Annotated in this window: 13 protein-coding genes; 7 read left to right on the forward strand and 6 right to left on the reverse strand. The window is 62.4% G+C overall.

What is annotated here, in order from left to right; genetic code table 11:
- Positions 1–11: 11 nt before the first annotated feature.
- The 3 genes from QWJ46_RS23555 to QWJ46_RS23565 are packed head-to-tail and all read right to left on the reverse strand — an operon-like array spanning position 12 to position 3,624.
- Entirely contained in the window at positions 12–1,172 is a 1,161-nt protein-coding gene (locus QWJ46_RS23555) for a M20 aminoacylase family protein (RefSeq protein WP_302754180.1), read from the reverse strand.
- Positions 1,169–2,416, reverse strand: coding sequence for a Zn-dependent hydrolase (locus QWJ46_RS23560; RefSeq protein ID WP_302754181.1), 1,248 nt, complete (start codon positions 2,414–2,416; stop codon positions 1,169–1,171). Before QWJ46_RS23560 ends, QWJ46_RS23555 begins: the two co-directional genes overlap by 4 nt.
- Positions 2,413–3,624, reverse strand: a complete 1,212-nt coding sequence (locus QWJ46_RS23565) for a diaminopropionate ammonia-lyase (protein ID WP_302754182.1) — start codon at positions 3,622–3,624, stop codon at positions 2,413–2,415. The genes QWJ46_RS23560 and QWJ46_RS23565 overlap by 4 nt, the downstream gene beginning before the upstream one ends.
- Before the next feature lie 106 nt (positions 3,625–3,730).
- Here QWJ46_RS23565 and QWJ46_RS23570 point away from each other — a divergent pair, with 106 nt between their 5' ends.
- On the forward strand, positions 3,731–4,213 hold the full coding sequence (locus QWJ46_RS23570) for an Lrp/AsnC family transcriptional regulator (RefSeq protein WP_302754216.1): 483 nt from the start codon (positions 3,731–3,733) through the stop codon (positions 4,211–4,213).
- 48 nt (positions 4,214–4,261) lie between these two features.
- Here QWJ46_RS23570 and QWJ46_RS23575 read toward each other — a convergent pair whose 3' ends face one another.
- Positions 4,262–5,596 (reverse strand): aspartate aminotransferase family protein, encoded by a 1,335-nt coding sequence (locus tag QWJ46_RS23575; protein WP_302754183.1) that lies wholly within the window; start codon positions 5,594–5,596, stop codon positions 4,262–4,264.
- A 141-nt stretch (positions 5,597–5,737) separates the two neighbouring features.
- Here QWJ46_RS23575 and QWJ46_RS23580 point away from each other — a divergent pair, with 141 nt between their 5' ends.
- Positions 5,738–6,286, forward strand: a complete 549-nt coding sequence (locus tag QWJ46_RS23580) for a cupin domain-containing protein (RefSeq protein WP_302754184.1) — start codon at positions 5,738–5,740, stop codon at positions 6,284–6,286.
- On the opposite strand, the gene QWJ46_RS23585 is transcribed toward QWJ46_RS23580, so the two are convergent.
- Positions 6,283–7,065, reverse strand: coding sequence for a pyrroline-5-carboxylate reductase (locus QWJ46_RS23585; protein WP_302754185.1), 783 nt, complete (start codon positions 7,063–7,065; stop codon positions 6,283–6,285). The genes QWJ46_RS23580 and QWJ46_RS23585 overlap by 4 nt on opposite strands.
- 4 nt (positions 7,066–7,069) lie before the next feature.
- The gene (locus tag QWJ46_RS23590) at positions 7,070–7,789 is read right to left on the reverse strand and encodes a GntR family transcriptional regulator (RefSeq protein WP_302754186.1); all 720 of its coding nucleotides are present in this window, start codon (positions 7,787–7,789) and stop codon (positions 7,070–7,072) included.
- Between the two features lie 200 nt (positions 7,790–7,989).
- Between QWJ46_RS23590 and QWJ46_RS23595 the strand changes: the two genes are divergently transcribed.
- The 5 genes from QWJ46_RS23595 to QWJ46_RS23615 are packed head-to-tail and all read left to right on the forward strand — an operon-like array spanning position 7,990 to position 11,925.
- Positions 7,990–8,820 carry an ABC transporter substrate-binding protein gene (locus QWJ46_RS23595; RefSeq protein ID WP_184459145.1) on the forward strand — a complete coding sequence of 277 codons (831 nt, stop codon included), beginning with the start codon at positions 7,990–7,992 and terminating at the stop codon, positions 8,818–8,820.
- A 59-nt stretch (positions 8,821–8,879) separates the two neighbouring features.
- Positions 8,880–9,662, forward strand: coding sequence for an amino acid ABC transporter ATP-binding protein (locus QWJ46_RS23600; RefSeq protein WP_184459144.1), 783 nt, complete (start codon positions 8,880–8,882; stop codon positions 9,660–9,662).
- Between the two features lie 12 nt (positions 9,663–9,674).
- Entirely contained in the window at positions 9,675–10,337 is a 663-nt protein-coding gene (locus tag QWJ46_RS23605; RefSeq protein WP_184459143.1) for an amino acid ABC transporter permease, read from the forward strand.
- Positions 10,338–10,346: 9 nt separating this feature from the next.
- The gene (locus tag QWJ46_RS23610) at positions 10,347–11,015 is read left to right on the forward strand and encodes an amino acid ABC transporter permease (RefSeq protein WP_302754187.1); all 669 of its coding nucleotides are present in this window, start codon (positions 10,347–10,349) and stop codon (positions 11,013–11,015) included.
- A 31-nt stretch (positions 11,016–11,046) separates the two neighbouring features.
- On the forward strand, positions 11,047–11,925 hold the full coding sequence (locus tag QWJ46_RS23615) for a dihydrodipicolinate synthase family protein (RefSeq protein ID WP_302754188.1): 879 nt from the start codon (positions 11,047–11,049) through the stop codon (positions 11,923–11,925).
- Positions 11,926–11,959 lie beyond the last annotated feature (34 nt).

Below are 11,959 nucleotides of genomic sequence, written 5' to 3' on the forward strand. Positions count from 1 at the left end.
CGCTCTAGAATTCAGCTTGGCCGGAGCCGCCGGCGTGCAATTCCCGCATAGAATTCTGCGCCGTGCAGGAGGCCATCGTCGTTGAAGCCATAGGTCGGGTTATGCAGCGGCGGCGAGTGTTCGCCATTACCCAGGAAGACGAAGCAGCCCGGCACCTTTGACAGGAACTGCGCGAAATCTTCCGATCCCGTCATCGGCTTGCTTTCGATGGCGACATTCGGCTCGCCGTAGAGATCGCGCGCGACGGCAAGCGCTTCCTCCGTCAAGGCAGGGTCGTTCAGCAGAGGGACGAATTCCCTAGTATAGACGACATCGGCCTTGACGTTATAGGTCGCGGCCGTGCCTTCGGCGATCACCCGCATCTGCTTTTCGATCGTCTCGCTGATCTCGGAGCTGAAGCTGCGGGCATCGCCGAGAATGCGGGCGAGGCCGGGAAGCGCATTGCGCGTGCCGTCGGTGATCAGTTCGGTGACCGAGACGACGCCGATATCGGCCGGATCGAGCCGCCTGGAGACAATGGTCTGCAGGTTGGTGACCAGCGCGCAGGCGGCGACGAGCACCTCATTGCCCCAGTGCGGCCGCGCGGCATGGCCGCCGATGCCGGTCAAGGTGATCTCGAAATTGTCCTCGGCCGACATGATCGCTTCCGGGCGCGTGCGGAAATTGCCGACGCCGAGCCCCGGCATGTTATGGATTCCGTAGATCTCGTCGAAGGGGAACCGTTCGAAGAGCCCGTCGGCCATCATCGCGAGCGCCCCTTTGCCCCATTCTTCGGCCGGCTGGAAGATGAAGCGCACGGCGCCATCGAAGCCGCCTTCCTCAGCCAGTATTTTTGCCGCGCCGAGCAGCATCGTGGTGTGGCCGTCGTGGCCGCAGGCATGCATGACGCCGGGGTTTTTCGAGCGGTGCGGCAGGTCCGACTGTTCGTTGATCCTCAGCGCGTCCATGTCGGCGCGCAGAGCAATGGCGCGGTTGCCGCTGCCGCGCTTCAGTGTTCCCACGACACCGGTGCCGCCGACGCCTTCGGCGATCTCGTCGAAGCCGAATTCCCGCAGCTTGGCCGCCACGAAGGAGGATGTCCGCCGTTCCTCGAAGCCGAATTCGGGATGTTCGTGGAGATCGTGTCGCCACGCCGTCATCTCGGCATGAAGCGTGTTCCTGTCGATGCTCATTTCGGCGTTCCTTCCGTAGCGAGACGACGAACGACGTCGAGCAGGACGTTGGCGCCTGCGACGAGATCCTCGTCGGCCGTAAATTCCTTCGGATTATGGCTGATGCCGCCGGCGCTCGGGACGAAGATCATCGCCGACGGGGCAATCCTTGCGATCATCTGCGCATCGTGGCCGGCGCCCGATGTCATTCGCCGGCAGGCAAGACCCCGTTCCCGCGCAGCCTTTTCTACGAGCCGCACGATGCTCTGGTCGAATTTCACGGGCTCGAAGCGCGCAAGCCTTTCCACGGATATGCCGACCTGCTCCTCGGTCGATAGGCTTTCCAGGAAATTAGCGAGCGCGGCCTCTTCTTCCCTGAGGCGATCCTCGTCGGGATCGCGCAGATCGACCGTGAAGATCGCCCGCGACGGGATCACATTGATCGCGTTCGGTTCGAAACTCATGCAGCCGACCGTGGCGACGGTCGGCGTGTTGGACGCTTTCGCTCGCTCCCGCAGGAAGGTGACGACCCGAGCTGCGGCATGGCCCGCATCGCGGCGCATGGAGATCGGTGTCGTCCCCGCGTGGTTGGCGTCGCCGGTGATGGTCACCCGCTGCCAGGAAATGCCTTGAAGATCTTCGACGACGCCGACCGGAATGCCCTCGCGTTCGAGGACTGGTCCCTGCTCGATATGCAGCTCGATATAGGCATGCGGCTTGAGGAAACCCGGTCGATGCTCGCCGGCATAGCCGATCCGCTCGAGTTCGCGGCCAAGCACCGTTCCATCGGTGCCAATGGTGGCAAGCGCCGCATCGATATCGAGGCCGCCCGCATAGACCAGCGATCCCATCATATCGGGCGCGTAGCGCACGCCTTCCTCATTGGTGAAGGCCGCGACGGCGATCGGCCGGGATGGCGTCAGGCCCTCCGCCTTCAGTGTCTCGATGACTTCGAGCCCCGAAAGCGTGCCGTAGCAGCCGTCATAGATGCCGGCGCCGATGACGGTGTCGATGTGCGAGCCGATGAGAATAGGGGCTTCGTCTGCCGCCCTATCCGGTTTCCATATGCCGAAGATGTTGCCGATGCGATCGACGGCGACTTCGAGCCCCGCCTCCCTGACCCATGCCACGAACTGGTCGCGGCCGAGCTTTTCCGTATCGGAAGCTGCCAGTCGGACGAGCCGGCCGTCGTTATCCCGGCCGATCCCGCCGAGCGCCCTGATGCGGCCGAGGAGACGCGCCGCGTTGATGGATGGACTGGTCATGTCAAGGCTCCTTTCCGGTTCTTCGCGGTGACTGCGGCGGGCGGCAGCCCGGTGATCTCTTCATATTTGCCGGGGTCCGTCGCGCCTTCCGTGTTGACGACGAAGATGCGGGAGCGGCCGTCGATCGAGAGCGCTGCCTTGATCGACGGGTCGGCGACGGCCTTGATGGCGGCTGCGAGGCCGACGCCGCCGCTTTCGCCGGCGACGATGGCGGGATCACCGGCAGCGGGACCGGCAAGGCGGTTCATGATCCCAGTCGCATCCGTCTCTTCCACCGTCATGAAGGCGTCGGCGGTGCGGGAAAGAATTCGCCACGCGACGAGGGAGGGCTCGTAGCATTCGAGCATCGCCATGACGGTCGGCTCGCCATGGGCGATCGTCACGGGATGTCCGGCATGGGCCGTCTCGAAGAGGCATGCCGCGCGCGCGGGATCGACGACGGTGAAGACGGGACGCCGCTCGCTGAGCGCGATCGACAGATGGCCGGCGACCGCCGCGGCAATGCCGCCGACGCCGGATTGAATGAACACATGCGTCGGCGGCTCCGGCATCTGCCTGAGCGCTTCCCGGACGAGCGCGGTATAACCCTGCATTACCATGCCGGGGATGCGCTCATAGCCCGGCCAGGAGGTGTCCGAGACGATGGTCCAGCCTTTCGCCTCGGCCACGCGAGCCGCCTCGCGCACCGAGTCGTCATAGGTGCCCGCAACCCGGATCATCTCGGCTCCAAAGCGGGCGATGGCGGCGACGCGCTCGTCACTGACGCCGGAGTGGACGAAAATAGCGGCGCGCGCCCCGACGAGCTGCGCTCCCTGCGCAACGGAGCGGCCATGATTGCCATCGGTGGCGCAGGCAACGGTCATTCCGCGCGCAATGGCTCGGACTTCTTCCGAGTGCAGCTCGGCCATATGGACTGCGCGCCCAAGCCGCCGCTCCGCCTCTTCGAGAACGAGGCGGATCACCGCATAGGCGCCGCCGAGCGCCTTGAAGCTTCCGAGACCGAGACGATGGCCTTCATCCTTGACGTGGATGGCGGCAACGCCGATGTCGCGCGCCAACCCCGGCAGGGCGACGAGCGGTGTTATCGCATGGTCTTCACGGAAGCCGAGGTAGTACTCCACGTCCTCGGCGGCGGCAATGCCGAGCGTGTTCTCATCGCGCGGATCAAGCGGCAGACGATAGTCGGCGGCTGTGTTCAACAGAAACATGGCAAACCTCAATTTCGTAAAGTTGCTGAACTCTATTGCATCGCCCACGGAAAAAGCGCTGATATCTGGGCGTCTGTTTGCAATTTTGTTTCGTCGGGGTCCCCATTTGAGCAAGCGCGTTCAGCCATCGCCGCTCGATGCCTTTGATCGCAAGATCCTCGCCATTCTCCAGCGGGACAATATGACCCCGCAGCGCACGATCGGCGATGCAGTGAACCTGTCCGCGCCGGCCGTTCAGCGGCGGATCAAGCGGATGCGGGAGGAAGGGGTGATCCGGGCGGACGTCTCGGTCGTCGCGCCGGAGGCAGTCGGGCAGTCCATCACGATCTTCGTCGAGGTGGAGGTGATCAGCGAAACCGCCGATCAGATCGAGCGGGCGAAGACGGAGTTCGCAGCCGCGCCGGAAATCCAGCAATGTTATTACGTCACCGGCGAAGCCGATTTCATTCTTGTGATCGTCGTGCCGTCGATGGCTGATTACGAGGCACTCACCCGGCGGCTCTTCTTCGGCAACAACAACGTCAAGCGCTTCCGCACCTTTGTTGCGATGGACCGGGTCAAAGTCGGGCTTGGCGTGCCTCTGGAGTAAGCCGATGCGGCGGCCGGGTCGCCACCGCATCGGCAGGAAGCGGTGGGATTATGCCGCGCGCTTCAGTGCATCGCCGATCGTCGAGACGATCGTGTCGATCTGGTCTTTCTCGACGATCAGCGGCGGAGAAAGCGCGATGATATCGCCGGTCACGCGGATCAGCAGGCCCTTCTTGAAGCAATCGACGAAGACGTCGTATGCACGGGTTCCCGGTGCCCCGTCACGCGGAGCGAGTTCGATTGCGCCGACCAGCCCGAGATTGCGGATGTCGACCACACCAGGCAGGCCCTTCAGCGAATGGAGGGCGTCCTGCCAATACTCGGCCAGCTCGGATGCACGCGTCAGCAGCCCTTCTTCCTCGTAGATTTCGAGGGTCGCGAGCCCCGCGGCGCAGGCGACCGGATGGCCGGAATAGGTATAGCCGTGGAAGAGTTCGATCGCATTGTCAGGTCCGACCATAAGTCCGTCATGGACCTTACGGCTGGCAAAGACCGCGCCCATGGGGATAGCGCCGTTGGTCAGGCCCTTCGCCGTTGTGACCAGATCAGGCACGACGCCAAAATAATCCACTGCGAAAGGCGTGCCGAGACGGCCGAAGCCGGTGATGACTTCATCGAAGATTAGCAGGATGCCGTGCTTGTCGGCCGTCGCGCGCAGCTTCTCCAAATATCCCTTCGGCGGCAGGATAACGCCCGCCGATCCCGCCATCGGCTCGACGATGACGGCGGCGATGGTTTCGGCGCCGTGCAACTGCACCAGGCGTTCGAGATCATCGGCCAGTTCCACGCCATGGGCGGGAAGGCCCTTGGAGAAGGCGTTGCGCTCGACGTCGAGCGTGTGGCGCATGTGGTCGGCCGGGATTTGCGGGAAGACTCGCCGATTATTGACGAGACCGCCAACGGAAATGCCGCCGAAGCCGACGCCGTGATATCCCTTCTCGCGGCCGATGATGCGGGTGCGGGTGCCCTGACCGATGGCGCGCTGATAGGCGATGGCGATTTTCAGCGCTGTATCGACCGATTCCGAACCGGAGCCGGTGAAGAAGACCCGGTCGAGCTTGGCGTCAGCACCGCCCGGCGCATTCGCAGCCAGCTTCGCGGCGAAGTCGAAGGCGATCGGATGCCCCATCTGGAAGGTCGGGGCATAATCGAGGGTGGCAAGCTGCCGCTCGACCGCCTGGGCGATCTTCTTGCGGCCGTGGCCGGCGTTGCAGCACCAGAGTCCGGCCGTGCCGTCCAGCACCCGGTTTCCATCGACGTCGGTGTAGTACATTCCTTCCGCAGCGGCCAAAAGCCGCGGCGTGGCCTTGAACTGCCGGTTCGCCGTGAATGGCATCCAGAAATTTTCGAGTACGGGCGCGTTCGTCTTGTTCAACTGATCCATTCTGGCCTCCTTAGGGATGGGTCGAGAATGGTGATTTCTCTTTTGCAAACAAGTCCTTTTCTTCGCCAGCGCAAGCTGTTGAAATATATCGGTTCAGCTGACATGTTTTAGATATTCTGAACAACGCAAACGGACCGCATCATGTCAATCGACATCGGCAGCCGCCTTCGCCATCTTCGCCTCGCCCACAAGCTTTCCCAGCGTGAACTCGCCAAACGCACCGGCGTGCCGAACTCGACGATCTCGCTGATCGAATCGAACGCCTCCAATCCCTCGGTTGGAGCCTTGAAGCGAATTCTCGACGGCATTCCGATCGGGCTGGCGGAATTCTTCGCCTTCGAACCCGAACGTCCGAAAAAGGCTTTCTACGCGGCCGAGGAACTGGTGGAGATCGGCAAGGGTGCCATTTCCTACAAGCAGGTTGGCGAAACCCTGTTCGGGCGCAGCCTGCAGATGCTCAAGGAGTGCTACCAACCGGGCGCCGACACCGGAAAAATTCCTCTTGTCCACGAGGGAGAGGAGGGCGGGATCGTGCTCTCGGGAAGGCTCGAGGTCACGGTCGACGACGAACGGCGCGTGCTGGGGCCTGGTGACGCTTATTATTTCGAAAGCAGGCGCCCGCACCGGTTCCGCTGCGTCGGGCCGGTGGCCTGCGAGGTCATCAGCGCCTGCACGCCGCCTACCTTTTAGTTCCTGCCCTCTATGCGGGCAAGCACGCCGTCGAGCGCTCCGGTCAGCGCCGCGATGCCGCCCTTTTTCTCGAAGTCGGACAGAACCTGCTCGTTCAGCCCGCCCCTGGTCGCGAATTCGCGGCTCAGCGTGCTGAAGGGCTCAGCGCCCGGGCCGCTCGCCTTCTGCGCCAGGCTTGCGAAGAGCGGGGCAATGTAGGCATGGCCTTTCGCCCTTTCTAGGCCGCTCCTTTCCAGCCAGCCGGCAACCGTTTCCATGATCCCGAAATAGGTCGACATCATCGAACTCGCGGCCGCGAGTAGATCGTATTCCTTCCTCGACTGGCATTGGACGGCGGCACCGAGCGTGTCGAACAGCACTGCGACCGTATCGTCAGGCGGGTAGATGGCGGTGACGCCTTGGCGAGCTGCGACGAAGGGCAGGGGGATCGCCTGCACGAGATGCACGTCGGCGCCGATCCAGTCGATGAGGGCCTGGCGTTCCGTCGCCGCGACGACGCTGACGACCGTCTGCCGGCCGCTGAACGACAGTTCCCGCACGACCTCCTCGGCAATCTGCGGCCGTATAGCCAGGAACACGATGTCGCTGCGCGCGACGACATCCTGGTTATCCTCGGCAATTCTCACGGCTGCGAATTCGGCTGCCAGCGTTTCCGCAATGTGGGCGCTTCGCGGGGAGACATGAATCTCGGTGGCATAGGCCGGCTCAGCGAGAAGCCCGCGAACCATCGCCTCGGTGATCACGCCGGTTCCGACGAATCCGATGCTTTTGTCGTTCACTTGATCACTCCGCGGCTCTGAGCGGCCCTAGCGCGACATCCGTCGTGTAGTTCTCGCGCATGAAGTTGATGAAATTGTCCTGGAACTGGCGCGTATGGGCGTGGGCGAGTTCGTCGGCCAGATCCACGTTCTTGTCCCGGATGGCATTGAGCATCAGTGCATGTTCGTCGGTTAGGAGATACCCCTCATGGGTCCGCTCCAGATATTCGAAATGCAGGTGGAGCATGCGCTGGCCCTGCGACAGCAGCTTCTCGTAGAACGAGGCGAGATACTGGTTTTTTCCGGCATGGGCGATCGCCATGTGGAAATTCTTGTTGGCTTCCGACATGGCGAGGTGATTGCCTGTCTTCACCGCCGCTTCGAAGATTTTCAGCCGCTTGGCGATGATCTTCAGGTCGGCTTCGGTTCTGAGCGCGGCGGCAAGCCGCGTATTCATGCGCTGCGCGATGTCGAGCGCTTCGACATATTTGGGAAAGGTCGCAACCTCGATGGGGGCGACGATGGTGCTTCGGTTCGACAGCGTCACGACCAGTTCGTCGGCGCCGAGGCGGATCAGCGCTTCGCGCACCGGCGAACGCGACATGTCGAAACGTTCGGCCAGCGTCGTCTCGTCGAGAAGCTGACCGGGCGGCAAAGCGAGCGACAGGATCTCGTTGCGGAGTGTTTCATAGACGTTCTTCCAGCCGGTGCCGCGGATCCGTTTCACTTCCGATTCTTCAGACACTTAAGTCCCTTTCTCCAGACGCCGATCCATTGGGCCAGAAAAACAGCGTGTCGGCAATGTAATTTTTCCGCTTGACTTTGTCGACACGCTGTTGACATATTTTCGTCAGTCGACACGCAGCCGACACAAAATAATAGAAACGGCCAGAGCCGACGAGTGGAACCGCGCCTTTCTGCGCACAACAAAAAGAGGAATGCCCGATGCTTTCTTTGATAACGTCCGCCTTGCGGACGCTGCCTGCGCTCGCCTTGATGGGAGCTCTTTCCGCAACCGCCGCTGAGGCTCAGACTGCCGAGGGATATTGGCAGGGCGTGCAGAAGGCGGGTGTCCTGCGTTGCGGCGCGGCCGTCGCGCCGCCCTATGTCATGCGCGACCCGGCGACAGGCGAATATTCCGGCTTCTTTGCCGATCTCTGCAAGGAATTCGCCGACGTGCTGAAGGTGAAACCCGAATTCGTCGATACCACCTGGGACAACATCGTCGCCGGCCTGCAGGCGGGCAAATGGGACATGTCGCTGGCGCTGAACCGCACGCCGGCGCGCGCCATGGCCGTGCAGTTCTCGGTTCCAGCGATGGAGTACCAGATATCGCTCGCCTACAACAAAAACAACCCAAAGATTGCGCCGGGCGCCGCTTCGGTGGCCGATATCGACAAGGCGGGCGTGACGCTTGCCGTCATGTCCGGCACGGCGCAGGACAAGGCGATTTCCGCAGCGGTGAAGAACGCCACGATCATGCGTCTTCCCGGCAATGACGAGACCCGCCTGGCGGTCACCTCGAAGCGTGCCGACATCCTGGTCGACGCCTCCGACACCAATCAGCTCTTCACCCAGTCGAACCCGGACTGGGCGGTGGCGCTCAACCCGACGCCGGCGCTTGCCAAGCAGGGCGTCGCCTTCGGCCTGCCGCATCAGCTTTCGGCGGCCGATGTCGAAGTCGTCGACATCTTCCTCGAAGAGAAGGTCGCGACCGGCCATGTCGATGAGCTGATCCGCAAGGCCGTCGACGAAGTGCTCAAGGGCGCGAAGTAACCTCGCCGGGCCGGTGCGAGGAGCGCCGGCCCTCCCAGCTTCGATCAGCGGAGATTGGCATGACCACGTCCTTCAGCCTTCCCCTCGTGAAAATGCAGGCGCTCCACAAAAGCTACGGCAACGGGGCAATCCAGGTGCTGAAAGGCATCGACATCGAAATGAAGCCCGGCGAACGCGTCGTCGTCATCGGCCCCAGCGGTGGCGGCAAGAGCACGCTGCTGAGGGTGATGATGGGCCTGGAGCAAATCGACAGCGGGTCGATCAATTTCGACGGGAAGCCCTATATTTCTTCCGCCGGTGCGGCCAAGAAGACTGAGATCGACACCAATGTCCGCCGCTCGATCGGCATGGTCTTTCAGCATTACACGCTGTTTCCGCATCTGAACGTAACCCAGAATCTGATCCTCGCCCCCTGCAAGGTGCGCGGAGAAGCCAAGACAAAGGCGACGGATCGCGCCCAGGCGCTGCTCGAGCGCTTCGGGCTCGGCGCCAAGTCCAAGGCCTATCCGGCGCAGCTTTCCGGCGGCCAAAAGCAGCGCGTGGCCATTGCCCGCGCATTGATGCTCGACCCGAAGCTGATGCTGTTCGACGAAGTCACCTCGGCTCTCGACCCCGAGCTCGTCAGCGAGGTGGAGCAGGTCATCCTGCAACTCGCCGCCCAGGACATGCCGATGATGATCGTGACCCATGACATGTGGTTCGCCAAGAACATCGCCTCGCGTGTGATCTTCTGTGCCGGTGGCGTGGTGGTCGAGGACGGGCCTCCCGAACAGGTGCTCGCCGCGCCGCGCGAGGAGCGCACCAAGGAATTCATCGACCGCGTCTTCCACATCAAGCAGTAGGGAGGGCATGCCGTGAACTACACGTTCGACTTCAACGCAGTCACCCTTGCTCCGCTTCTTCAGGGCCTGTGGGTTTCACTGCAGCTGACGGCGGCGGCGAATGTCATCGGCATCGTCTTCGGCTTCGCGCTCGCTCTGCTGATCATGAGTCCCTATCGGGTCCTGCGGCTACCCTTCATGCTGTTCGTCGAATTCTTCCGCTGCACGCCTGCCATCGTCCAGATCGTCTGGATCTTCTACTGCGTGCCGATGCTGTTCGACGTCTTCCTCGATCCGATGACGATGGGCATCATGGCGCTCGGGCTCAATCTCATGGCGTTCAACGCCGAGGCCTACCGCGCCTCGATCCAGGCGGTGCCGCGCGAACAGCTCGATGCCGGCATCGCGCTCGGCCTCAACCCGCTCCAGCGCGTGCTCTACATCATCTTCCCGACGGCCTTCCGCGCCTCGATCCCGGTGCTCCTGACCAACGGCATCGTCATCTTCCAGCAGAGCGCGCTCGTTGCGATCGTGGCGATCCAGGACTTGATGTATCAGGGCAAGACGCTCGCCACCGAGACCTACAGGCCGATCGAGACCTTTACGGTCGTGGCTCTCATCTATTTCGCCGTGTCCTTCCCGATAACCCAGATCGTCGGCCTGCTCGAACGCCGCCGCCAGATCCTCGTCAGCTAGGAGGCCAGGATGATGACGCTCGACTTCTCGATCCTGCTGCGTTTCGAAAATGCGCTTCTGCTCGGCCTCTGGATGACGATCAAGCTGACGGTCATCTGCATCGTGCTCGGATGTTCCCTCGGCTTCCTCGTCGGCCTGGCCAAAACGTCGCGCAACCCAGCGCTTCGCGCGATCTCCGGCATCTATGTCGAATTCTTCCGCGGCACGCCGGTTCTCATCCAGCTCTTCTGGATCTTCTTCTGCCTGCCGCTGCTGCTCGGCGTCGAGCTCTCGAATCTTGCGTCCGGCGTGATCGCGCTGACGCTTTACATGGGCGCGATCACCAGCGAGACCTTCCGGGCAAGCCTCAAGTCGATCGGCCGGGAGCAGCTGGACGCCTGCGTTGCGCTTGGCCTGCCGAACAGGGTCCAGGTCGTCAACGTCGTGCTGCCGCAGGCGGTGCTGCGGGCCATTCCGACGCTCTTGTCGAACTGCGTCAGCCTCTTCAAGGAGAGTGCCCTGGTCTCGGCCGTCGGCATGGCGGACCTGATGTTCGTCGGCCAGAACATCTCCAACAACACGGCCCGTCCCGTCGAAGTGCTGACGGTCGTCGCCCTCATCTACTTCATCATCGCTTTCCCCCTCACGCGGGCCGTTTCCCTCATCGAGGGACGTATCCTCAAGAAGCTTGCAATCTAGAAACAGCCGTTCCCAGGACAGGAGACATCCCATGAAACTTTCCGGCGTTATGCCCGCGCTCATCACTCCCTTCGATGTCAACAATAGGATCGACTTCAAGGCGTTCGAAAGACTTCTGATCCATCTGCGCGAGGCAGGCGTGACCGGCTGGGTTCCGAACGGATCGACCGGAGAATATTTCAGCCAATCCAGGGAAGAGCGCCGTGATGTGCTGCAGTTCGTCAAGGACTTTGCCAGGCCGGGCGAGATTCTGATCGCAGGCACCAATGCGCCCGCCACCCGCGAGGTGATCGAGCAGACGGCGCTGGCGAGAGACATCGGCTATGACACTGTCCTGCTGGCGCCGCCATTCTACACCCGCCCGACACAAGCCGAGCTCATCAAGCACTATGAAGCCGTCCTCGGCGCCGTCGATGTGAACCTCGTCCTCTATTCCTATCCGGCCAAGGATGGTGCCGACATCAGCTTCGAGCTTTTGGATCACTTTGCCGACAATCGGCGCGTCATCGGGATCAAGGAAAGCTCGGGCGTGTTGCAGCGGGCGATCGAAATCGCCAGCCGTTATGAGGGCAAGATTCAGCTCGTCAGCGGTTCCGACGACATCGCGCTCGACTTCATGTTCTGGGGCGCTGCAAGCTGGATCTGCGGGCCGTCGAACTGCATGGCCAAGGCCTGCTGTGATCTCGACCGCACATTCAAGGCAGGCGATCTGAACAAGGCGCGCGAACAGATGAAAACGCTCTACCGGGCGATGAACATCCTCGAAAGCGGTAAGTTCGTGCAGAAGATCAAGTATGGCTGCGAACTTCAGGGCCTGCCGGTCGGGCAGTGCCGTGCGCCGCTCGGCGAGTTGACGGCCGAGGAAAAGGCCGAGTTCCGGGCGGCTATGGAGCCGATCCTCAACTGGTAACGAATAACCGGTCCGGGGCGAGCAAACCGCCTCG

Origin of the sequence: Rhizobium sp. CBN3 (assembly GCF_030518245.1) — a bacterium.
GTDB classification, from domain to species: Bacteria; Pseudomonadota; Alphaproteobacteria; order Rhizobiales; family Rhizobiaceae; genus Rhizobium; species Rhizobium aethiopicum_A.

Excerpts from the sequence above, each read along its gene's own strand:
- QWJ46_RS23615 (WP_302754188.1), top strand. The coding sequence starts at position 11,047 with ATGAAACTTTCCGGCGTTATGCCCGCGCTCATCACTCCCTTCGATGTC.
- QWJ46_RS23595 (WP_184459145.1), top strand. The coding sequence starts at position 7,990 with ATGCTTTCTTTGATAACGTCCGCCTTGCGGACGCTGCCTGCGCTCGCC.
- QWJ46_RS23565 (WP_302754182.1), bottom strand. The coding sequence starts at position 3,624 with ATGTTTCTGTTGAACACAGCCGCCGACTATCGTCTGCCGCTTGATCCG.
- QWJ46_RS23610 (WP_302754187.1), top strand. The coding sequence starts at position 10,347 with ATGATGACGCTCGACTTCTCGATCCTGCTGCGTTTCGAAAATGCGCTT.
- QWJ46_RS23555 (WP_302754180.1), bottom strand. The coding sequence starts at position 1,172 with ATGAGCATCGACAGGAACACGCTTCATGCCGAGATGACGGCGTGGCGA.
- QWJ46_RS23575 (WP_302754183.1), bottom strand. The coding sequence starts at position 5,596 with ATGGATCAGTTGAACAAGACGAACGCGCCCGTACTCGAAAATTTCTGG.
- QWJ46_RS23580 (WP_302754184.1), top strand. The coding sequence starts at position 5,738 with ATGTCAATCGACATCGGCAGCCGCCTTCGCCATCTTCGCCTCGCCCAC.
- QWJ46_RS23600 (WP_184459144.1), top strand. The coding sequence starts at position 8,880 with ATGACCACGTCCTTCAGCCTTCCCCTCGTGAAAATGCAGGCGCTCCAC.
- QWJ46_RS23560 (WP_302754181.1), bottom strand. The coding sequence starts at position 2,416 with ATGACCAGTCCATCCATCAACGCGGCGCGTCTCCTCGGCCGCATCAGG.